This is a genomic window from Niallia sp. Kr1 (assembly GCF_050389805.1).
GTDB lineage: Bacteria > Bacillota > Bacilli > Bacillales > Cytobacillaceae > Bacillus_BD.
In genome coordinates this window covers 4,436,455-4,459,082 of sequence record NZ_CP130945.1, presented here as the reverse complement: position 1 = coordinate 4,459,082, position 22,628 = coordinate 4,436,455, and the positions used below count along the sequence as shown (strand labels likewise).

General features: G+C 40.7%; 14 protein-coding genes. All 14 read left to right on the top strand.

From position 1 onward, the window contains the following. Positions 1-210: 210 nt before the first annotated feature. Positions 211-4,734 carry a type VII secretion protein EssC gene (gene essC / locus Q5760_RS21920; protein ID WP_428909705.1) on the top strand — a complete coding sequence of 1,508 codons (4,524 nt, stop codon included), beginning with the start codon at positions 211-213 and terminating at the stop codon, positions 4,732-4,734. A 15-nt stretch (positions 4,735-4,749) separates the two neighbouring features. Continuing rightward, on the top strand, positions 4,750-5,064 hold the full coding sequence (locus Q5760_RS21915) for a WXG100 family type VII secretion target (protein WP_428909704.1): 315 nt from the start codon (positions 4,750-4,752) through the stop codon (positions 5,062-5,064). A gap of 14 nt (positions 5,065-5,078) precedes the next feature. Further along, a complete protein-coding gene (locus Q5760_RS21910) occupies positions 5,079-5,495 on the top strand; it encodes a hypothetical protein (protein ID WP_428909703.1) in 417 nt (138 codons plus the stop codon). Positions 5,496-5,623: 128 nt separating this feature from the next. Beyond that, a complete protein-coding gene (locus Q5760_RS21905; RefSeq protein ID WP_428909702.1) occupies positions 5,624-7,021 on the top strand; it encodes a hypothetical protein in 1,398 nt (465 codons plus the stop codon). A gap of 119 nt (positions 7,022-7,140) precedes the next feature. Then, a complete protein-coding gene (locus Q5760_RS21900; protein WP_428909701.1) occupies positions 7,141-7,716 on the top strand; it encodes a hypothetical protein in 576 nt (191 codons plus the stop codon). 113 nt (positions 7,717-7,829) lie between these two features. Continuing rightward, positions 7,830-8,402, top strand: coding sequence for a hypothetical protein (locus Q5760_RS21895; protein WP_428909700.1), 573 nt, complete (start codon positions 7,830-7,832; stop codon positions 8,400-8,402). Between the two features lie 135 nt (positions 8,403-8,537). Next, a complete protein-coding gene (locus Q5760_RS21890) occupies positions 8,538-9,863 on the top strand; it encodes a tetratricopeptide repeat protein (RefSeq protein ID WP_428909699.1) in 1,326 nt (441 codons plus the stop codon). Between the two features lies 1 nt (position 9,864). Then, positions 9,865-10,182: a WXG100 family type VII secretion target gene (locus Q5760_RS21885; protein ID WP_428909698.1), complete on the top strand. Its 318-nt coding sequence runs from the start codon at positions 9,865-9,867 to the stop codon at positions 10,180-10,182. Between the two features lie 169 nt (positions 10,183-10,351). Beyond that, positions 10,352-10,645, top strand: a complete 294-nt coding sequence (locus Q5760_RS21880; protein WP_428909697.1) for a WXG100 family type VII secretion target — start codon at positions 10,352-10,354, stop codon at positions 10,643-10,645. A 222-nt stretch (positions 10,646-10,867) separates the two neighbouring features. Further along, positions 10,868-12,061: an FHA domain-containing protein gene (locus tag Q5760_RS21875; RefSeq protein WP_428909696.1), complete on the top strand. Its 1,194-nt coding sequence runs from the start codon at positions 10,868-10,870 to the stop codon at positions 12,059-12,061. Between the two features lie 75 nt (positions 12,062-12,136). Continuing rightward, positions 12,137-12,904: a PP2C family protein-serine/threonine phosphatase gene (locus tag Q5760_RS21870; protein ID WP_428909695.1), complete on the top strand. Its 768-nt coding sequence runs from the start codon at positions 12,137-12,139 to the stop codon at positions 12,902-12,904. 15 nt (positions 12,905-12,919) lie between these two features. Further along, complete coding sequence (locus tag Q5760_RS21865) at positions 12,920-14,584, top strand: serine/threonine protein kinase (RefSeq protein WP_428909694.1); 1,665 nt, start codon at positions 12,920-12,922, stop codon at positions 14,582-14,584. A gap of 12 nt (positions 14,585-14,596) precedes the next feature. Next, a complete protein-coding gene (locus tag Q5760_RS21860; protein WP_428909693.1) occupies positions 14,597-15,550 on the top strand; it encodes a hypothetical protein in 954 nt (317 codons plus the stop codon). 57 nt (positions 15,551-15,607) lie between these two features. Next, entirely contained in the window at positions 15,608-22,612 is a 7,005-nt protein-coding gene (locus Q5760_RS21855) for an Ig-like domain repeat protein (protein WP_428909692.1), read from the top strand. Positions 22,613-22,628 lie beyond the last annotated feature (16 nt).

Genomic DNA, 22,628 nt, shown 5'->3' with positions numbered 1-22,628 from the left:
GGACGGTTCTCCCTGTTCCATGGAAAGGTAGTAAAACGAAGCAACGGTTCTCCCTTTCCAGCAAAGGCAGTGAAACAACCAGGACCGTCCCTCTGTTTCAAAAGGTAGTGGTGAAACAACAAGAACCGTCCCTCTGTTTCAAAGAGTTAGTGAAACACTGAGAACCGCCCCCTGTTTCACCGGGATCCACGTTTCAAAAGGAGAAGGCTTATGCAAAGCAGATATAAAATCATTATTTCAAATAAAAACCTATATAAGGAAGTGGAGCTGGCTCCGGATAAGACGGAGTTGAGGATTGGGACCGATCCAGATTGTGATGTGCGGCTACGGAAGGATTTGTTCTTTGGACAGATTGAACTGACCTTCACCAAGACCAATGAGAGCTGGCATGTTCTCTGCTCCGATCATCTGTATTTGTCGGTTGGGGATGTTCGAAAATTAATGACGAAGCAGCTTCAGCATGGTGATGAACTCACCCTGAAATACCAACAGTCGGATCATGATGTTTTTTCTCTTTCGTTTATGATCGATTTTGATTACGAAAAGAAAGAATATAACCGCATCATTGATCTTTCGAATGTCAGGCAACTACGAATCGGCGGCAGTCCCGAGTGTGAGATTTCGGCAACCGATCCCTATCTAGGCTCTGATTCCTTAACCCTATCCAATGAAAATGGGAAATGGTATGTCACGGATAACGACACCCAATACGGGGTTTACGTCAATGGCTCGCGAATCCAAAAGAAACAAGAACTTCAGGAGTCCGATTTCTTTGCGATTGTCCGATATAGCTTTTACTACAAAAAAGGAAAAGTATATACGTCGGCAAATTCGGATTTGAAAATCAAGCAACTGGACTACCAAGATGTCTTTGAACAAACCAGCCATCTGGAGTACCCAAAGTTTAACCGGAATACCCGGATTCAATATGAAATCCCAGAACAAGATCTTGAAATTCAACAACCCGAGCATAAACCGCATAAACCGAAGAGGCAACTATTGGTGTCACTCATTCCGATTCTTGTGATGTTAGCGATGACCATTTTTCTTAGAGGGGTAATGGGTGGTGGTAGTTACTTTGTCATTTACAGTGCCGTTTCAATGTCTGTAGCAGCCTGTATGTCCATCGCCATGTATGTGTCGGAAAAAAGGGCTTATAAAAAGGAATATGAAGATCGAATTACCCGCTATCAAACATACATCAGTGAAAAGCACGCTGAAATCGAAGAAGCCCGGACTTATGAGCTGAAAATCCGAAATTTAATCTATGAATCTCTCGAGAACAGTATCAAAGAAGTAGACGACTTTGGGAGACGACTCTTTGAAAAATCACCCGAGGATCCTGACTTCCTGCAGGTCACTTTAGGGAAAGGGCGCATAGAATCTAGTAATCAGGTAAAGATCAACAAGCAAGAGATGATTGACCTGGAAGATCCGTTAGCCCAGCTTCCTGAGCAAGTGGCCGACAGATTTAGATACATTGACAATGCACCGATCATCTCTAATTTTCACGCCTCCTCCGGTATCGGGGTTGTAGGTGAAAAATCGGAACTTGGAGAAATGATTAAAAATATCACCCTTGATCTTGCCATCCGTCATTTTTATGGGGACCTCAAGTTTGTTTATATTTTTAATGAAAGCAATGTCCAAGAAATGAGTTGGGTTCGGTGGCTACACAATGTTGAAAACGAACAGCTCGATGTACGAAACATTATCTGTGACGCTGAAAGTAAAGATCTTTTATTAGAAAATCTCTACATCACGCTATCTTCGAGAGAGAACGCCAAACAGGAAAACAATCCAGCACCATTTGACGAGCACTATGTTGTTTATGTCACCGATTCTTCAGCCATCAAAACGCATCCGGTATCTAAATACATAAAGAACTGTGATAAGTTCGGATTTACGTTTGTGTTTTTTGAAGAATATGAAGAGCATTTGCCTCAAGGCTGTACAGAAATTATTCGGATGGATTCAAGGCCAACAGGAAGTGCGTTAAAGACCAAGCAAGGAGATATCATTTCGGACTTTACGTATCCTGAAATCCCGTACAAGACCGCTTCAGAAGTCGCATTGAGACTTGGGGCCATTACGGTTGACGAGGTGACACTTGAAGGGGAATTGACGAAAAACATATCCATGTTTGAGCTTTTGGGCATCATGTCTGTTGAGGATTTGAATTTGAAAGACAGATGGGGTTCTTCATTAGTCTATAAAAGTATGGCTGCTCCATTAGGAGTAAAAAGGAAGAATCAAATCGTCGAACTAGATATAAGCGACAAATCAGGAGCACATGGTCCGCACGGATTAGTAGCAGGTACGACGGGTTCGGGAAAAAGTGAAATCATCCAGACCTACATTCTTTCCATGGCGTCCCTGTATCATCCGTATGAAGTCGGCTTTGTGATTATTGACTTCAAAGGCGGTGGGATGGCTAACCAATTTAAACATCTCCCGCATTTATTAGGAACCATCACCAATATCGATGGTCGCGAAATCAAACGGTCATTATTGTCCATTAAAGCTGAGCTCATCAAGCGTCAAGAAATGTTCTCAGCCTGTGGCGTCAACCATATTAACGACTACATCAAACTTTATAAGGCTCAAAAGGTGGACACACCGATGCCGCATCTGATCATGATTGTTGACGAATTTGCTGAGCTGAAAGCCGAGCATCCTGATTTTATGAAGGAAATTGTTACGGCGGCACGGATTGGGCGTACGTTAGGAATTCACCTCATCTTAGCAACGCAAAAGCCAGCAGGGGTTGTCGATAATCAAATCTGGAGTAACTCAAAATTCAGATTGTGTCTAAAGGTACAAACGAAAGAAGACAGTAATGAGGTCATCAAAACGCCTCTTGCAGCTGAAATTGTGGAACCAGGACGAGCTTACTTCCAAGTCGGAAACAATGAAGTGTTTGATTTATTCCAATCAGCCTATAGCGGTGGCAATGTTCCGACTGGAAACGAAATGAATGAAAGAACATTTGAATTATACGAGAGAAACCTTTGGGGTAAGAAAACGCTGGTCTATACCAACCGCAAAGCAAAAACGGCAGTCGAAACAAAGTCCCAACTTGATGCGATTGTCGAATATGTTCATGACTTTTGTGATGTTCAAGGAATTAAACAGCTTCCAGGGATTTGCCTGCCTTCACTACCAGACGTCATCAAGACCGCGGCGCTTGACTATTCAACACAAGGTAACGGTGTTTCGGTTCCAATTGGAATCTACGATGATCCAGAACAACAGCACCAAGGACAAGCGGTTTTGGAGCCTTCAAAAGAGAATATCTTTATCGTTGGTTCTGCCCAAACCGGAAAAACAACGATGCTGCAAACGATGACCTACGGTTTAATCAAGAAATACGATCCTTCTCAGGTTAATCTTTATTTAATCGACTGTGGAAGCATGGTGCTGAAAATCTTTGAAGACTCGGCACATGTCGGCGGTGTCGTTTTATCAAATGAAGAGGAAAAATGTAAAAATCTCTTCAAGCTTCTGAAAAACATGATCGTTGAGCGTAAAAAGATCCTCTCAAGCAATGGAGTGGGAAGCTTCTCTGCCTATCTTGAAGCAGGGTATAAGGATCTCCCTATGGTGGTTGTGGCGATTGATAACATGGGTGCCTTTAAGGAGTATTTCCCGACTCAGGCCGATGAATTGAACAGCTTAAGCCGTGAAGCGCAAGGGGTCGGCATCTCGTTTGTCATTACAGCAGCTGTATCCAATGCCTTAAACTATCGGACACAGGCCAACTTCGGCAGAAGACTTGTCCTGAATTGTAATGATAAGGGTGAGTATAGTGCAGCCTTTGGTCATAGCAGGGTAACACCGAAGGAAAATACGGGTAGAGGCTTGCTAATGATGGATAAGCGAATTCTTGAGTACCAAGTCGCGATTTTTGGAAAAAGTGACAAAGAGGTCGAACGAAGCCAAGAGCTGAAGCAATTTATTGAAAAACGCAATGAACATTGTTCAACAAGGGCTCGTAGGATTCCAATGGTACCTGAAAGGCTCGTCCTTCAAGAAGAATTACAAACAGATGCAAAGGCATTTAGAAAGAAAGGCATATTGCCGATCGGAATGGACTTTGGAACAGTGGAATATTCAATGATGAATCTGAATACGACTGGTACGATGACTTTGCTTGGCGATACCGAAAGCAAAGAGCAATTTACGCTTAGCTTACTACGCATGCTGAAAGAAACGATTATTTTCCACAATGTCGAAGCTGTTGTCATTGATGATAAAGCAAAAGCATTAAAAGAAAGCTCAAACTTTGGATTCGTCAGAAGGTATACCAGTGATGTGTCTGAAGGTCTCCTGCTTGTCAATGATTTTGTTGAAGATGTTACGCGAAGACGGGATGTCCTCGATGAGATGGAAGACATGGCTTATCAGCTTCTGATCGTCCATAATGCCGAAGTCTTTAAGAGAATCTCAAATGACCGGAACGAAAGTAAAGCCTTCTCAGAATTTATTAAGGGAGCCAATGATGCAGGAGCCTTTGTCCTGCTTTCCACGGTTGAGAATCAGCCGGTTGGATTCAATGCATCCGATGTGTTAAAGACCATCAAAGATGAACGAAAAGCGATTCTTTTTGCACCTTTATCGGAAAGTAAAATGTTTGATATCTCAAGTAGAATTCGTCCAGACACGTCCTTCGATAAGTCCAATGGCTATCGTTTCGAAGGCGGGACTTATACTAAAATCAAAATCTTTGAATAAGCGAGGTGTTTTTGCGTGTCGGAAAAAATAGTAGGCGGTACGATTGATACAGCACAGATTAATGCCACCCATTCACAGATTAAAGAAATCGTAGAGTCCTATAACAATGTCAATCTCGAAGTCTCTCAAATTACGCAGAAAGTGAAGGAGAATTGGGTAGGAAAAGGCAGAAATGAATTTGAATCCCAGTATAATCTTCTGATTAGTAAAATTGATGATTTTGGTGCAACGCTGAAAGAGCTTTATGATGCGTTAGTCCAAGCAGAAGGCGAGTATGAAAAATTAGATGATGAAATGCGCCAGCAGCTTGTCATGGCGATGGAAGAGTAAAGGGGTGAAGGTTAGTGGCGAGTAGCTCGTATTATCGTGAAATGTATCGAAAAAAACGGGATGAAGTGGACGACTATGAGGACGATTTGAAAGATTTAAATAAAATCCTCGAAAGCCTGTCCTTTGATTTACCTGCAGAAGTGATAGATGTAAACTTTGAACTCGATGGATTAAAAGCCGATTTACTGAAAGGGGTTCGACACAATTCTCTATTTACTAACCGTGCAAACGCCTTTGAAAACAAAAAAGAAAAATCCATCGGCCAAGATCGTGATATGAGTACAACCCAGAACGCGATCGAGGATGAAGTAGCAAGAGTAACAAATTTACGCTCACAAGCCATTTCCAGCAGGGACTACTACTATGACAAATACCAAGAAAAGAAATCCGAAGAACGAGCAGAATTGTTGAAAAACATATTTGGTGGATGATGGGGAATGAAACAGGGGGACGGTTCTCCTGTTTCAATCAAACAATCTTTTTTATGGGACAAGATAGTGAAACAGCAGAACCGTCCCCCTGTTTCAATGAATAAAATTTTTAGTGGAGGGAATTAGCGATGAGCATAGCTTCCATATCTTATAGCAGCCTCGATAATGCTTCGGGTGAGGCCAAGCAGGTTGCCAAGAGATTAGATCGATACGCCGATCGGATAGAGAGTCGGGTTTACCAAAAACTCAATAATTACAGTGGTTCCTGGTCATCGAATCTTTCGACAGCCAAAGCAAGAGCCAATGAAAAGATGTCTACCTTACGAGATGAAGCCAATAAATATGAAAAATATGCGACAGACTTAGCGGATTTAAAGGAGAAAGCCGTATCTACCGATAAGAGCGTGAAGTCTAAGGTTTCATCCCTTACGGCTACGTTCAAGGAAGCCCATGGAATCAAAAACAACCCGGTTGTGAATGCCATTAGTTATTTTTTTACAAGCGTTGGCAACGAGAATGTAGTTGGAAGGTGGCTGGGGGATGTCGCAGATCAATTTAATGCAGGACGAGATTTCATCCTCCAATCCATTAGTGAATGGTTTAACTTTGAAGGCGGGAAGGAACTCCTTAAGGGATTGCTGGTTTATGCATTGGAGATTGCCGTAGGGGTCTTAGCGATCATCGGTGCTATTCTATCAGGAGGGGCCTTGTTACTCGTGATTGCGGGTGTTGTAGCGGGTGCATTAACGGTGATCAATGCCATAACAAATTTAGTGAATGAAGGTCGAGCCTATAACGCTAGACAGAACGGTGATCCTGCGCTCGGCTATAGAAGGAGTAATCTAGATACGTTGACGGATACGATTCGCGCAGAAACGGACAACCGTCTTGCACATGGCCTAACAAAAGGGATTGATGCGGTAGGTACCGTTGCTACGATTGTTTCCGTTGTCGGTGGCCTTGGCTCCCTTTTGAAGAACGGATATAAATGGGCATCTGGATCTTCCGTTGATATCAGTACCTTAAAGTTTAGGGATATTTTAACGAGAAATAACCTTGCAGCCTTTACAGGGAAACTGAAAACAAGTGTTGCTGAGGGTTGGACTAGGATCTCTACCACAATAAAGTATAAAGATTGGACAAGAGTACAGCAAACCGCAATGAGTTTCGGTACAGACTTTTTAAATAATTTCAAAGGGAAATTTTTGGATTTCAGTACCGACAAAGCAGGTATAGATTCAACGAAAAGTATATTGGAAGCCGCATCTGGTCTTGTTAAAGGTGGATTGACGTTAAAGGGTGTTGGGGGACTTGCAGTCCCGATTATCCCCATCGCGAATATCCCAGGAGAAGTCTCTGGAATTAAAGTAGAAGACTTTAAGGTTACTGATCTCACCACCCTTGTCAAAGATATCGGTAACATCTTTTCAAGTGGTCCACTTGACGGCGATGTCGTAGAAAAACTTTCAACAGCCAGCGCCATCAACATATCTGTACCCGAAATCCACATTCCCGGTACAAACTAAACAGGGGGACGGTTCTCTTGTTTCATTCAGCGTAACATCTTTAGGTTAGGTCCCGAAACACCAGAACCGTCCCGATGTTTCAAAGATTCATATTAATGTAGTTTAGGAGTTAAAAAAACATGGAAAAACCCAATTATGTACTAAAAGCCAATGAAGGGGTTTTAGTTCCGAAAAATGAAAACTTGCCACTTGGTAAAATTAAACTAGCTGTTTGGATTGTAGTAGGTGTAATTATCCTAGGCTCACTACTCTTCCAAGATAATCTGTTTAGTGAGCTTTCAGGGACAGCCCAGGTACTACTTGTTGTGTTGGCAATCGGAGTAAGTTTTACAGGTGGAACGAAAATGGTATCTTCACCATTTGAGATTCGGTTCTATGATGACTACCTTGTTGTATATCGTGAGAAGAAAACCTATAACAAGAAGGTTAGTCGAAAAGAGTATGATAAGTTCTATTACAAAGACATTACGAAATGCCAGTATAGAACGAAATCCAAACAAATCAACATTTATGGAGATACGGAAGCCACATGGTACAACTATAACAAAGATGGAAGTTTGCCAGAAAAACCATCGTATCAGCGAACAGTCAAGGGTGGGTTATGTTGGTTTTACACATCTCTATCTCCCGAAGTCGATTTCGTGTCAGAAATCGAAAAACACTCACCAATCAAGGTAGTTGTAGAAGAGAGCTAAGAAACAAGGGGACGGTTCTCGTGTTTCATTCATATCAAACTTTCTTATAGGTCAAGATGTTGAAACACCAGAACCGTCCCCCTGTTTCAAAGTAGTGTAGGAGTTATAAAAATATGGAAAAACCCAATTATGTATTAAAAGCCAATGAAGGCATTACTGTTCCAAAAAACGATAACCCGCTTTTGGGTAAACTGAAAATCACCGTCTGGATTATTATTGGTGTCATTATACTAGGCTCTCTTCTCTTCCAGGAAAACCTGTTTATTGAGCTTTCGTGGACAGCACGAGTGCTGCTTATTGTAATGGCGATTGGGTTAACTTTTTCCGGTGGTGGTTATAAAAAGATCCCATCTTCTTTTGAGATTCAGTTTTATGACGACTATCTAATTGTCTATCGTGAGAAACGATACATTAATAAGAAAGTTTCAAGAAGAGAAATTGATAAGTTTTTTTATAAGGACATTAAAAAATGCCAGTTTCGAACGGTAACGAAACAGATTACCATTGCGGGTCTAGAAGAAGCAATCCGATACAAGTACAACAAGGATGGAAGTTTACCTTCCAAACCAACCTATCATAAAACAACAGAAGGTTTATGCTATTTTTATACGACCGAAGTTCCAGAAGTGGACTTTGTGTCAGAAATTGAACGTCATTCCCCTATTAAAGTGGCAATTGTGGATTAAAGGGGACATGGAAATAGAGGGATGGTTGTCGTGTTTCAAAAATAAAATTTCTTTTTGGAGTGAAGGTTTTTTAACACGAGAATGGGCGTTTTAATTGCAACGCGAGAACCGCCCCCATATTGCAAGGAGGTCACGATGGAGACGAATGAGTTAAGGTTAGAAGCCAGGGATTTGAATCAGCAGGGTGCGCTTCTTTTGAAGGCTGGGAATCTTCCAGCTGCTCAAGAGAAGTTTGATAAAGCCATCGAGATCGACCCCATGTTAGTGGATAGCTATAAAAATTATGGGGATCTGCATATGGCTGCCAAACAATACAAAGAAGCCAAAAACCTATATAAGAAAGCCCTCTTGATTGAAAAGAGCGGCGAGCTCTATTTTTTATATGGAAATGCATGCTTTATGAACGATGAGGTTCACGAGGGTCTAGAGTATTACAACTTGGCGATTTCAGCAGGCTACGATGGCGATGAGATGCTCTTCTTCATGGGAATGGCCTATGAGCATCTCAACGACGACCGCATGGCCTTACGCTATTTTCAAAAGGCTTGTATCAAGAACCCTTCAAGACCCGATTATTTAGTGAAAAAAATAACGACTTTGGTTCGACTCGATATGCTGGACAGTGCTGAGGAAAGCGTCGATGAATTATTGAAAAATTCACCGGAATTATACGATGGCTACCATCTGAAGACGCAATTGCTGCTCCACAAAGGTCAGCTTCAAGAGGCCGTTGAATTTGCCAAGTCAGCCTCCGATCGTTTTCCTGATGATGCAGATCTGATGTACGATTACGTGAAAAGCGTGGCGTTAAATGGTCAATTCGATTTAGCGATAAAACTATTAACAACAGCTAGACAGATGAAGTATTTTGAAGACGCAAAAAGAGGATTCATCATGCTTGAAGCGCAAATTTCAGCTGAGAACAATGACATCGAGCGTGCCATTGCCTGTTGTCAAGAATGTATTGAGCTTGAAGAGCCGGACGCTTTCGAAGGGGAAGCACGCTTTATGCTCATGAATATGTACCTAGCGAAAAAGAAATATGATCAGGCGCTCGAAATTGCGTCAGCCATCATATCCAATGATGGAGAGGACTCTTATTACTATGCGGCTCTCTATTACAAACCGTTTTGCTTGCGACAGCTTGGCAAGCTTGATGAAGCAAAACCACTTTATCGAGAAGCCATCTCACTTTACCGTTTAGCGACATTGGAAAATCCCGCTGCCATCGATATTTACTTATATCGAGCCATGTGTTTAAAGGATAGCGAAGAATATGAGAAAGCTCTTGATATGCTAGACTTCATCTCAGGCATCAGCGATGAGATTGCAGAGGTCTATACGCTTAGAGCAGATATTTATCGTACGTTAGGGAAAGCATCACAAGCGAAGGAAGAACTCCAAAAAGCCTATAAGTTAAAGCCTGACTTAGAAAAGTTATATGAAGAGGTAGGTGGTTGATGTGGCCTTATCATATGAAAAAAACACCGATCTCGCATTTGATACAGATGCGATAAGGGATTGTGGAAAGCGATACGGAGCCATTGCGAAAGAATTGCAATCGATGGCTGACCAATTGGACAAATGCCTTCAGGAATTAATAGACAGTGGATGGACAACCCCTGCTGGAAAAAAATTCAAGAAGATGGTGAATACCGATTGGAGCGAGAATATTAAAAAGTATACGGGATTGCTTGAAACCTTAGAGGACATCCTTGAATCAGCAGCAACTGAATACGATGATCTCGTTGATCAAGTTGAAAGAACCAAATTACCTTAATGCACCAGTCTTAAACCGGTTTGCAAATATATTTTTTAAAAGCCTAATTACCTTATGGCATGCCAGCTTTAAAGCTGTTTGCAAATATATTTTTAAAAATTAAATCACTCAAGGCATACCAGCTCATAGCTGTTTGCAAATAAATTTAAAAGAAAGAAGGAATAAAAAAATGGCAAACATTCGCGTAACCCCAGAAACATTAGCAGCACAAGGAAATGCACTAATCAATCATGCAGGAGACCTTTCTGACATCCTAGGTTTGATCGACACAAAAATCAATGAAATCGCTGATGGTTGGGATGGATTATCTCAAGATGCATACTTTGACATGTACATCCAAATGAAAGAAAGTCTTGATAAATTCCCAGAATTGGTTAAAAGCTTAGGAGATGCTACTGTTTCTTCAGCTGAAGCGTTCAGTCAAGTTGACGAGCAATTACAAAGTGGCTTCAGAGGAGCTTAATAAAAAGAAATATATGAAATTACGAATCTTGGAATGTGAATCCACATTCCAAGATTTGTTAGGTTTTTACTAGAAAAAAAATAAACTCGATAAGTTACGATTAATGGGGAAACATGGGGACGGTTCTCGTGTTTCATTTATATAACCCTTTTTCGGGATAAAGAAATGAAACAGCAGAACCGTCCCCCTGTTGCAACTTTTTAAATAGTAGGAGATAACCTAATGGGAATTACAACAGTTAAACAACGCAGAAAAAAATATATAGTTGAAAATAAGCTAACGCCGTCTGAATCGGTTAATGAGCGTGAGTTCAAGGTCATTGCCGGTGGGATGCTTGAAAGCCTGATTCCCATGAAGATGGAAAAAAGCAGAAAAGGGTTCGTGCTCAAAAGTAAAATTGCTGGAATGGACTCCTTACAATCCTACTTCAGTGAGGCTGTGAGCAAGGACATGTTTTTAGATGTCGTAAGTCAATTGATTGCGATTGTGAAGGAATGTGAAAGGAACCTCATGAATGTGAATAATCTCATGTTGGATGATGAGTATATCTTTCTCGATCGTAAAACGCAAATCGTAAAATGTGTGTTCTGGCCTGTTTTTAAGAACGAACATGTTTTTGAAGTAGCTCGATTTTTTCATGATCTTCCGTTTCGAGTTGTTTTTACAAAGAACGAGAACCATGATTACATCACAAGGTATTTGCAATATTTTAAAAGCCACTCCCCTTTTTCCTTAAAAAGCTTTGAAAAGCTGATACATGAATTGTTGGATCAAAAGGTGACCAACCATTCTCAACCTCACACAGACTCCACTCAATTTGGAGATCGTCAAGGGTTATCAAATGAAACGATAAGGAATGTGGTAACCATTGGTTCTCAAACAAATTCTTCACCTAATCAACAAACCCAATGTCCTCAATGTGGCCATGAAAAATTGCCAAATGCCAAGTACTGTGTGTCTTGTGGTTCCCCTCTCTATGAGGTTGAGGAAATGCAAAACCAAGTCTTGGATATTTCCGAAGTATTGGGGATCAAGGATGATTTAGCCGAGACCACGATTTTGTCTGAGGAGGATTTTGATAATGGTACAACGGTTCTTGGTGCCGATAGCTTTGAGGAGACTACGTTTCCTTATTTAATCCGAGAAAGAACTGAAGAAAAAATAACCGTGGACAAGCCGTTCTTCCGCATTGGGAAGGAAAAGAGCTTTTGTGATTACTTTGTCGCCAATAATAACGCAGTGAGTCGTAGTCATGCAGACATTATTACGAGAGAAGGTCGTTATTATATCATCGATCATAATTCGACTAATAAAACCTATGTAGATAATCGGGTGATCCCCGTTCAACAAGAGGTTGAAATTTTTTCAGGAACGAAAGTAACCCTTGCTAATGAGGAATTTGTTTTTTACATCTAGATAGGAAAAGAACGTATAAGGGTTTGATGTCTAACTCCAAGGCGCTTGCGCTTTTCTAATGAAAGGAGGTCAAAAATGGAGATTCTAACAGCAGCCCATACAGACATAGGCACGAAGAAAACAAGCAATCAAGACAGCCTTTTGTTAAAAATTGCCGATACTTCGGTTGGAAAAGTCGTTTTAGCGATGATCTGTGATGGGATGGGAGGACTTTCCCAAGGGGAAGTCGCCAGTGCAAGTGTGATCCAGGCCTTTTCAGATTGGTTTGAACAGGAACTTCCTTACCAACTAGCCAAACAGGATGTCAGTGACATTCAATATCGCTGGGATCGCTTAATTAAAGAACAAAATCAACGGATTGCCCAATACGGACGGAACAAGAATATTCAACTTGGAACAACGTGGACGGCGGTCTTGATTATCGAAGATCATTCGATGTTAATAGGACATGTCGGCGATACACGAGTGTACCGCATTTCGAATGGACTTGAAGTTTTAACCGAGGATCAAACAGTTGTGGCTAGAGAAATCAAACGGGGTCGTTTGACTCGTGAGCAGGCTGAGCGCGACCCAAGAAGAAATGTTTTGCTGCAATGTATTGGGGCATCTAAAATCGTTGAGCCGGACTTTATTACTGAAAGGCCAGAACGCGGTGAGGTCATCATGCTTTGTTCAGATGGATTTCGTCACGTGATTTCAGAGCGTGAGATTTTCGAGGCATTTTCACCAGATCGATTGACAAATGAAACCATCATGAAGCAAAAGGCCATACAATTGGTGGAACTAAATAAGCAGCGACATGAAACGGATAATATCACCGTATTGCTCATGAAGATCTTGTAAGGATGTGAATTCGCTTTGGCTAAGATTGGGTCTGTAATCGAAGGAAAATATGAAATATTAAAGCTCATTGGTCGAGGTGGGATGTCGAAAGTCTATTTGGCCATGGATAAACGCCTGAACAAACAATGGGCCGTCAAAGAAATTGAAAAAAGAGCAAGAGATAAAAATAACGAGGTCATTATTCAAAGCGCGATTGATGAAGCCAACATGATCAAAAGATTGGATCATCCTTCATTGCCACGGATTGTGGACATTATTGATCATGATTCGGTGATTTATGTCATTATGGACTACATCGAAGGGGAGCCGCTTAGCAATATTCTGGAGGAGTATGGTGCTCAGCCACAAGATTTAGTGATTGAGTGGGCAATCCAGCTTTGTGAAGTCCTTGATTATTTGCATACATGCGACCCACCGATTATTTATCGGGATATGAAACCGGCTAACGTGATGTTAAAACCAGATGGCAACATCAAATTGATTGATTTTGGGATTGCTAGAGAATTCAAAGATCAAAACCTAGCAGATACGGTTAGCTTAGGGACGAAGGGATACGCAGCTCCGGAGCAATTTGGTGGAAAAGGGCAAACGGATCCAAGAACGGATATCTATTGTCTTGGTGTCACCCTCTACCACTTAGTCACAGGTAAAAATCCAGCTGAGCCGCCATATGAGCTCTATCCGATTCGCTATTGGAATCCGCAATTATCAGGTGGGTTGGAAAGAATTATTCAAAAATGCACGCAGTTGAATCCAGAGGATCGTTATCAATCCTGTGCAGAACTATTATATGCCTTGCACCATTACGAAGAAATTGATGATGTTTACCGTGCCAAGCAAAAGTCGAAATTGAGGGCTTTTAGCATTGTAGCTGGAGCAGCGGTTCTATCATTAGCCGTAGGAATCACTGGACATGCGATGAAGAACCATACGAATAACGCGGATTATGATAATTTGGTTCAAATGACAGATAAAGAGGCTTATTTAAAAGCAATCGATATTAAGCCTACCGACAATGACGCTTATTTGAAATTGCTTTCTGTCTATAAAGAGGATGCCGCTTTTTCAGTGGAGGAATCAGCTGAATTAATGAAAAAGATTAATCCGAATCTTCAAGAATTCTATGAAACTCCTCATTATGCAGATCTTGCTTTTGAAATCGGCAAGCTGTACTGGTACTACTATGACTATGGCAAAACGGAAACTAGTGATAATCAAGTTACGAGAATGAAAGATTCGATTAAATGGTTCGAAGATGCCGTTCATTACGGGTCAAAAGAAAAAGATTATTATGAAATGGCCGTGATTTATCGAGATATTGGTAAGTTTAATCGGGATATTACGCTTCATATTGAAGAAGCCTCCGATACAGGAAAGTACGCACCGTATTTACAAAATATGAAAGAACTGATGAAGCTGATCGAAAATAACGAAGATGAAAATGAAATCGTGAAGCTGGAGCTTTATAAATTAGCCATCAATGCGATTGAATCCTACTCTAGAAAATTTAAATTAGATGGCATCTCAGAAAAAGAGATTCGTTCGGTTTATGATTTTATTAAGAAAAGTACAAACAAGGTTGATGTAACGACAGATAAAACGCATGCTATCAAAAATGAAATCATCGAACGTTTTGACACAGCCGAGAAAGCAATTGAAAATGCATATCGAGAAGAGTAGGGGGAAAACACAATGGATGCACAAACATGGCAGCTGATTTCCATCATTGGCTATTCCCTTGCAGGCTTATTATTTATTGTAGCTATTATTATGTTTATTAAAATGAACATTTGGTCCGTCATTGGCGATTTAACAGGGCGAACGGCGGCTAAACAGATTCAAGAAATTCGTGAACAGAATGCAAGAACGGGGAATAAACACTATCGACCGAGTGCCTTTAATCTTGAACGCGGAAAACTAACAGAGCCTGTCGGTTCCCGTAAATTAGGGCGTAAAGGTGGCACAACCAGGGGTTTACGGAAATTTATGACTAGGGGTCTTACACAGGAAACCTCACGTCCTGGCATCACTCAGAATTTACAGACGGATCGATTACCTAAAAATGTTCCGGTTTATCAGCAATACAGGGGTCCGGTTTTCGAGGACACGACAGTGCTGACGGATCCTGGAGTTCCAATGGCGGATGAAACAACCGTATTGGGAAGTGAGGTCGCTTCTACTGTTGAGGAAACGACGGTGCTGGGGAATGAAATTGAGTTTACCGTTCAAGAAACAAGCATATTGGGGGATGAAGTAGAGTCATCAGTTGATGCAACAACCGTACTGGGCAGTGCAAATGATATATTCGTCGAAGCAACCTCAGTGCTAGATGCTAGAAAAGATCGTTTTGGCGAAAAAATGGAAAACCCTAGTTCCGGAACACAAGTTTTAGATCAAGGAACTGATCTGCTACCGAATGAAACGGTGGTACCAGTGAATGGGACCGAAGTGTTGATTGATGGCACCGATGTTTTGAACGATGGGGCAGATGAGTTTGATCGAGGAACAGAAGTATTGTCACAAGATATGGGGACCACTGTGCTCAATCCAACTGAAGAATTAACAAACGAAGAATTCTTGAAGAAAGCCGTTGATTTTAAAGTAGTAAAGGATATCAAGATCATCCACACCGATCGGGTGATTTAACATAGATAATAGATAACTTTATTGCAGACAAGGGGAACATGTTAAGGAGAGAGTGAGATGCGAACAAAGAGAAAAACGAGGAGAAAACCAAAGTTGACCCGCTTTTTGGCTGTTGTCATGGCGCTCACATTGTTAATCTATAACACGCCGATTTGGGTGTTTTCGAGTGCATTTGCCGAAACAGGTGAGAGCGGGCTGACGCCTACAGGAGAAGTTACTACTCCTACTGAAACAGAACCTGGGGAAAATTCTGCTGGGACCGAGAATGAAGGGGATGTGTCTCAAGAAAATCCAACACCAGAAGAGAGTAAAACTGAATCTGGTACAGACGGTGAGTCTGGACTAGGTAATGACACGACTAGCTCTGAGGATACAACTAGTGGAGCCGATCCTGGAAGCGATGACACAACGCAGGTCCAAGAAGTAACTCATACCATTACCTTGGATATTTCAGAGTCAGATATCGGTAAGGTGACAATTGGTGACAATGAATATACTAGCGATGAAAAAATAGGGGTTACACCAGGTTCAGAAGTTTCAATAAAAATCGAACCTAAAGACGGGTATGGGATTAAAACCGTTAAAATCGGTGAAGAAACAAAAGAGATTAAAGATATCAAAAACCATATAGAAACGATTACAAGTATTTCAGCAGATACGACGATTTTTGTTGAGTTTGCAGAAACCCATTCGATTACATTAGATCAATCAGGTGCTGGAAAGGTAACGATTGATGGTAAAGAATTAACGAGTAAAAGCCACGTTGAGGTACTAAATGGAAAAGCAGTTGACGTCACCATCACGCCTGACACACACTATGAAATCAGCTCAATCAATATAGGTGAAGTCGCAAATACAGAAGGCTTTACCCAGAAGATTTCATTCTCTGAAGATACCAAGATCAAGGTTGAATTTGTTAAAAAGCAATACTCGGTATCATTAGCAGCTCCATCACAATTAGGGGAAGTCCAATTAAAATATAATAAGAAGGAAATAGACTTAAAAGACCCTGTTGAAGTTAAAGCAGAAGAGGAAATCTATCTTCTCATTACGCCTAAAGATGGCTACACAGTTGATTCAGTGAAAGCAACGATAGCCGGAAAAGAAACAACGATCACCGATACTTATCAAACAACTCCCATTGTTGTGACAGGTGATACAAGTATTGACGTACAGTATAAGTTAAAATCTTATACAATAACGTTTAACAGTAATGAAAACGGTTCTGTAAAAAGTGGAGAAACCCTTATTTCTGACGGGGGAACGGTTACTGTAAACCATGGCTCTGATTCTTCTTTCACCGTTAAACCGGAAACAGGATATCATGTTGAAAGTATTCTTATTGATGATCATCCGATTGATTTTACTCCAATAGCGGATGGTAGTTATACCCATACGTTGATGAATGTAACGAAAGATCAAAAAGTTCAAGTTACATTTGCACTTAATACTTACAATGTAACAACATCGGTTGAGGGAAAAGGTACTATTGAAGTTGCTGATACTGTAGATCATGGCAAAACAGTCGTTGCAACGATTACTCCAGATAATAACTCTTACCATGTTAGTTCGTTAAAAGTAAATGGAGCAAATATAGATTTAATCACCGATCCAAATTTTAACGAAAATGATGATGGTACATTTACTTATACTGCCTCCAATATTACAGGAGACACGAACATTGAAGTGGTATTCGGTGAAGTGCCCGTATTAGAAGAAACATGGAAGCAATATATTTCCATCTCGCCAACAGCTGGAGAATTAATTAAGACTTATACTGAAGGCAAAAAGGAAATCTATGTTTATTCGAATCATGCGGAATTAACAGCATCACCGCTAGATCCTTATAACCGCTTGGATCTTTCTGATTCGGGGGATTTTAAGGGCTGGAAAAATTCCCATAAGATTAATGAATCCATTTCGATTGATAGATTTTTAGTAAATATTAAAAACGGGAAGAAGCATCAAAAGGAAATCAAGTTGACCAACAGCCTATATCTTCTTTTTGATCGAAAAAGCCCTGTTGTAGGAGAACCGCAGTTAGATGGTCCAAACAAAGCAACGGTTGGTGACTCCAAATGGTTCAGTGGTGCTGTAACTATTTCAGGTGACATTAGCAATCCTACGGAAAAATTCGAGGGAATTGAGTACTCTACTGATTATAAAGTCTACTATTCGAAAGGTGAAAAAACGGATAGTACAGTAGGAACAGAAGTTACAGTAGATAAAGGAACTTATTCTTTCACGACTGTTGATGAAAATTACCAAGGAATCTACAGCATATGGGCGGTTGATGCAGCAGGGAACGTTTCAGAAGTAAAAACCGTTGACATCAACATCGATAAAGGCATCCCAACCCTAGCTGATGGACAAGCCGTAACGTTTGATGTTATAAACAACGATTCTTGGTCACAGTTCTTTAATATCCTTACATTTGGAATCTTCTTCAATGAAGCGATTGAAATTACGGTAAAAGCAAAAGATGATGCTTCAGGGATTAAGAAGATTGACTTGAAAACAAGTGTTGATGGCGCCGTTCCAACACCAGTAAATGGAAGTTTCAAAGTTGATGGCTTAAATGCCGAGGCCAAGTTTATCCTCGATATCGAAGCTTTCGAAGGAACCTTTACGGTTGATGTAAAAGACAATGTAAACAATTCAGAAACCTATGCAGTAAATGATGAAAACTCAAATACTGACCCAGGCAGCGATGGAGTGGTCATGATTGAGAAAAAAGCTCCAGAGGCAAAAATTTCGGTAACACCAAACAACGATAATTCCTATATTAAAGGGGATTATTATAACGGGCATGTTACCTTTAACATTGACACTCAAGATGAACAATCAGGGGTCAATAATGTAACGATTAAGATAAACGGAGAAACCATCGAACATGATTACTCCAAAGAACCCGAAAGAAAAACGGAGCAACTAACCTACTCCATTGACACAAGCGAATATGTCAAACATGAGAATGGTTCTTATGAGTTGTCTATTGAAGTAGAGGATAATGCAGGAAATATCACAACCGATGGGAAAACTGTTTTTGTTGATGAGGACGCACCGACATTACCAAATGGTGATGAAAAAGCAGTACACATCGATACCGTCAATGATCAAGAATGGGCGAAGTTTTTAAACTTCCTTACATTTGGAACGTTCTTTAATGAAGCAATTGAAGTAAGTGTGAAGGTACAAGATGATGTTTCTGGGATTCAATCCATTGGCTTGAAGGCATTTGACGAGGCAGGGAATGAAATCACAGAAGAAGATCTCATTAAACATGATCCAATTGAGATTGGTAAACTACAAACCGAAGCTGTATTTAAAATCAATGCGGAAGCTTTTGCTGGAACCTTACAAGTAGAAGTGACCGACGAAGTGAATAACAGAGAAATCTATGACATAACGAAAGAAAACTCTAATATTATTGGGGAAAATAATCTCGTTATGATTGACACAACCAATCCAGAAGTAGGAATCAATGTCGTTCCGCTTAACGAGGACACTTTTACAAAAGATGATTATTACAGTGGAGATGTTACTTTAGAAGTTGATGTCCAAGACCATGAGGCTGGTGTTAATAACGTAGCCATTGATATCAATGGAACAGAGTACGAATATGATTATTCAAAAGAAGAATCAAGGCAAAATGGTAAAATCACGTACCCAATTCGTACTGATGATTCAAATCATCCAATCAATGAAGATGGTTCATATGATCTAACTGTTCATGTGACGGATAATGCAGGAAATACCAACTCAGCGCAACAGAAGATTTATGTCGACCAAGCCGTACCAACATTAGCTGAGGGTGAAGCTGTTACGTTCAGCATGATCAATGATGGTCCTGTAACAAAAGCCTTGAACTTCCTGACTTTCGGAACGTTTTTCAACAAAGCGATTGAAGTGACAGTAAATGTGGAGGATGATGTTGCGGGAATACAGTCGGTTGTCTTGCATACAAGTGACGAGAAGGTCGTTCCAGAGCAAAAAGACATCCAACACGATGGCTTAAACGCTGTAGCCACTTACACCCTTGATCACGAAGATTTCACCGGAACGTTCTCCGTGGAAGTAACCGACCATGTGAAAAACAGTGCGATCTATGAAATCACAAATGCGAACTCGAATATTGTTTCAGATAACAATACGGTGATGTTTGATAAAAATAACCCTGAAGTGGGAATTTCAATTGTTCCAAATAAAAACGTAGCTTCCAATGGTGGCAACCAATACAATGGCGATGTCACATTTGCAGTTGAAGTTCAAGATACCCAATCAGGTGTGAATTCCGTGACCATTGACGTGAATGGAAAGAAGTATGAGTATGATTATTCAACAGAGGATGACAAAATTAATACTCCGTTGACATACGATATTCGTACCGATGATCCGGCAAATGTGATTGGAGCGGATGGATCTTATGTTGTATCGGTTAATGTGGTGGACAATGCTGGGAATACAAACGCTGCAGAGCAGACCATTTTTATCGATAAAACAAATCCTGTCATCACGGACATTACTTTTTCAAATGAAGAAGAAAACGTAAAAGTAGATGAAAACAGTCTTCATAGTTCGGTTGAACTGAAGAATTATGGGTACTATTTTAAAAAGACAACCAAAGTAACGGTTAAAGCGAATGATCCGAAAGTAGAAAATCAATTCACCAGTGGTGTGAAATCGATGACGGTTTATTTGAAGGATCATGATAATGGTAGATACTTTGCCGTTCAAGAAGATGGTTCATTAAAAGGAATTGCGGAGTCCGAAATTGGTCGTATCTCACCGTTACATGATACGAAGGTAGTTACCTTTAACGTGCCGGCTGCGTTCAAAGGGCAAATTTTTGCCAAGGCTGTGGACCATGTTCAAAATACATCAGGTTTCAAAACGCCAGACGGTGCGATTGTGGAAAATGCAAACAAGCATGCGAAAGAATCACTTATTAAACTGGAAAAAGCAGAGGCGCAATACAAAGATAATAACGGTTTAGATCTATATGCGGGGAATGTCAATGTAAATTTAACGGTAACCGATACGTATTCAGGTATTAGCGAAATCCAGTGGTCAGTAAAGGCACCATATGATACCGATCAAAATCAAAGCGGAACCGTTAAAATCAACAATGATAAAACCTATGCTGCAGGCAGTGACAGTACTGGTTGGCAGCAAACGAAAACCGATAAAAACCTTGTGACAGAAATGAAGAAAACGATCGCTGTTACGAATAATAGTAATGACATTGTCGTAAAAGTGAAGATGACAGACCGGGCAGGAAATGTTTCGGAAGATGAAATGAAGTTTAGTATTGATAAGAGTGCTCCTAGTATTGCCGTTTCATATGATAACAACTCTGCGGATGCGCAAAATGCTGATTTTTACAATGGAGACCGTACGGCTACGATTGTGATCACCGAGCGTAACTTCAAGCCAGAAGATGTTGATTATCGAATTACGAATACAGATGGAGTCATTCCGAAATTAGTTGGTTGGAGTACATCAAGAAATGGTGCAAACCCTGACCAAACAACCCATACCGCAACGATTCGCTATAGTGCAGATGGAGATTACACCTTTGATATAAGTTATCACGATAATGCAGGACACAAAGCTGCACCATACCAGACAGATCAATTCACGATTGACAAAACAAAGCCTGAAATCCAAGTTTCCTATAATAACAATGAGGCAGCAAATGGAAACTATTATAATCAGGCACGAACTGCAACGATTTCGATTACCGAGCATAACTTTGATCCTAGTCGAATTCGAGTGAGCGGTTCTGCAAGTGATAATGGCCAATCTGTCGGATTCCCTGGCCTTAGTGGTTGGAGTCGAAGTGGAGATGTGAACACAGCAACGATTCAATATACTGAAGATGCTCATTACAGTTTTGACATTGATTACACTGATATGGCTGGAAATGTCATGGATGATTTTGCGATGCAAGAGTTCGTTGTGGACCAAACAGCACCAGAGCTTGAAATTACAGGCGTTGCCGATCAATCGGCTAACAAGGGCGATGTCGCACCTGTGATTTCGTACTCTGATACAAACTTTAATCGTGAAGCTGTTTCGATTACGTTAACAGGAGCCAACAGAGGACCGGTTAAATTGGACGGAGCCTATGCAGACGCTGCAAATGGCGGAGTGTTCACGTTCAAAAATTTTGCCGAAGAAAAAGAAATTGATGATCTCTATACATTAACCGCTACCCTTGTGGACCATGCGGGAAATGAAACAACGGAAACGATTCGTTTCTCGGTCAATCGATTTGGATCGGTTTATGCTTTTGATGAAACATTAGGTGAAATCGCAGGTAAGTATGTTCAAAAAGAAAGAGATATTATCGTGACGGAAACGAACGTAGATCCGTTAAATCCTGATAGTATTTCTGTAAAAATGACGAAGAATGGTACGCCTAGTGATCTAGTAGCAGGCACTGATTATACGGTTACTGAATCAGGTGGCGGAGGTTCTTGGAGCCAATATACGTACACAGTGAACAAAGAATTGTTCGCGGGTGATGGGAAGTATACCGTTGCTCTTTATTCGGAGGACCGTGCAGGAAACGTAAATGAAAATATCGATGAATCGAAAAAAGCGGAAATCTCATTCGGTATTGATAAAACAGCGCCGGTTATCGTTCCAATCAATTTAGAAAGCGGAGAGCAATATCCAGTAGATAGCAAGGTGGCATCGGTATCGATCAATGATAACTTAGTATTAGAGGATGCGAAAATCTACTTAAATGATAAAGAAGTGGAGGTCCAAAATGATGGAGAAACCTTCACATTTGGAATCGGCAACAGCAACTCTAAACAAAACGTTAAAATTGTGGCCGTCGATGCTGCGGGGAATGAATTAGTAGAAGAAGTCAGCGACTTCCTTGTAACCACCAACCTCATTGCTCGTTGGTATAACAACACACCATTATTTTACGGATCCATCGGTGGTGTTGGAGGAATAGCACTCCTAATCGCTTCATACCTCCTTCTACGCAATCGAAACAAAAACATCGACATCGTAGAAAACGACGACCAATCTATAAGCGGTTAATGAAACATGGGGACGG

Bases quoted from the DNA above. Each gene is read 5' to 3' on its own strand.
- essC (WP_428909705.1), top strand. From the start codon at position 211: ATGCAAAGCAGATATAAAATCATTATTTCAAATAAAAACCTATATAAG.
- Q5760_RS21905 (WP_428909702.1), top strand. From the start codon at position 5,624: ATGAGCATAGCTTCCATATCTTATAGCAGCCTCGATAATGCTTCGGGT.
- Q5760_RS21900 (WP_428909701.1), top strand. From the start codon at position 7,141: ATGGAAAAACCCAATTATGTACTAAAAGCCAATGAAGGGGTTTTAGTT.
- Q5760_RS21895 (WP_428909700.1), top strand. From the start codon at position 7,830: ATGGAAAAACCCAATTATGTATTAAAAGCCAATGAAGGCATTACTGTT.
- Q5760_RS21890 (WP_428909699.1), top strand. From the start codon at position 8,538: ATGGAGACGAATGAGTTAAGGTTAGAAGCCAGGGATTTGAATCAGCAG.
- Q5760_RS21880 (WP_428909697.1), top strand. From the start codon at position 10,352: ATGGCAAACATTCGCGTAACCCCAGAAACATTAGCAGCACAAGGAAAT.
- Q5760_RS21875 (WP_428909696.1), top strand. From the start codon at position 10,868: ATGGGAATTACAACAGTTAAACAACGCAGAAAAAAATATATAGTTGAA.
- Q5760_RS21870 (WP_428909695.1), top strand. From the start codon at position 12,137: ATGGAGATTCTAACAGCAGCCCATACAGACATAGGCACGAAGAAAACA.
- Q5760_RS21860 (WP_428909693.1), top strand. From the start codon at position 14,597: ATGGATGCACAAACATGGCAGCTGATTTCCATCATTGGCTATTCCCTT.
- Q5760_RS21855 (WP_428909692.1), top strand. From the start codon at position 15,608: ATGCGAACAAAGAGAAAAACGAGGAGAAAACCAAAGTTGACCCGCTTT.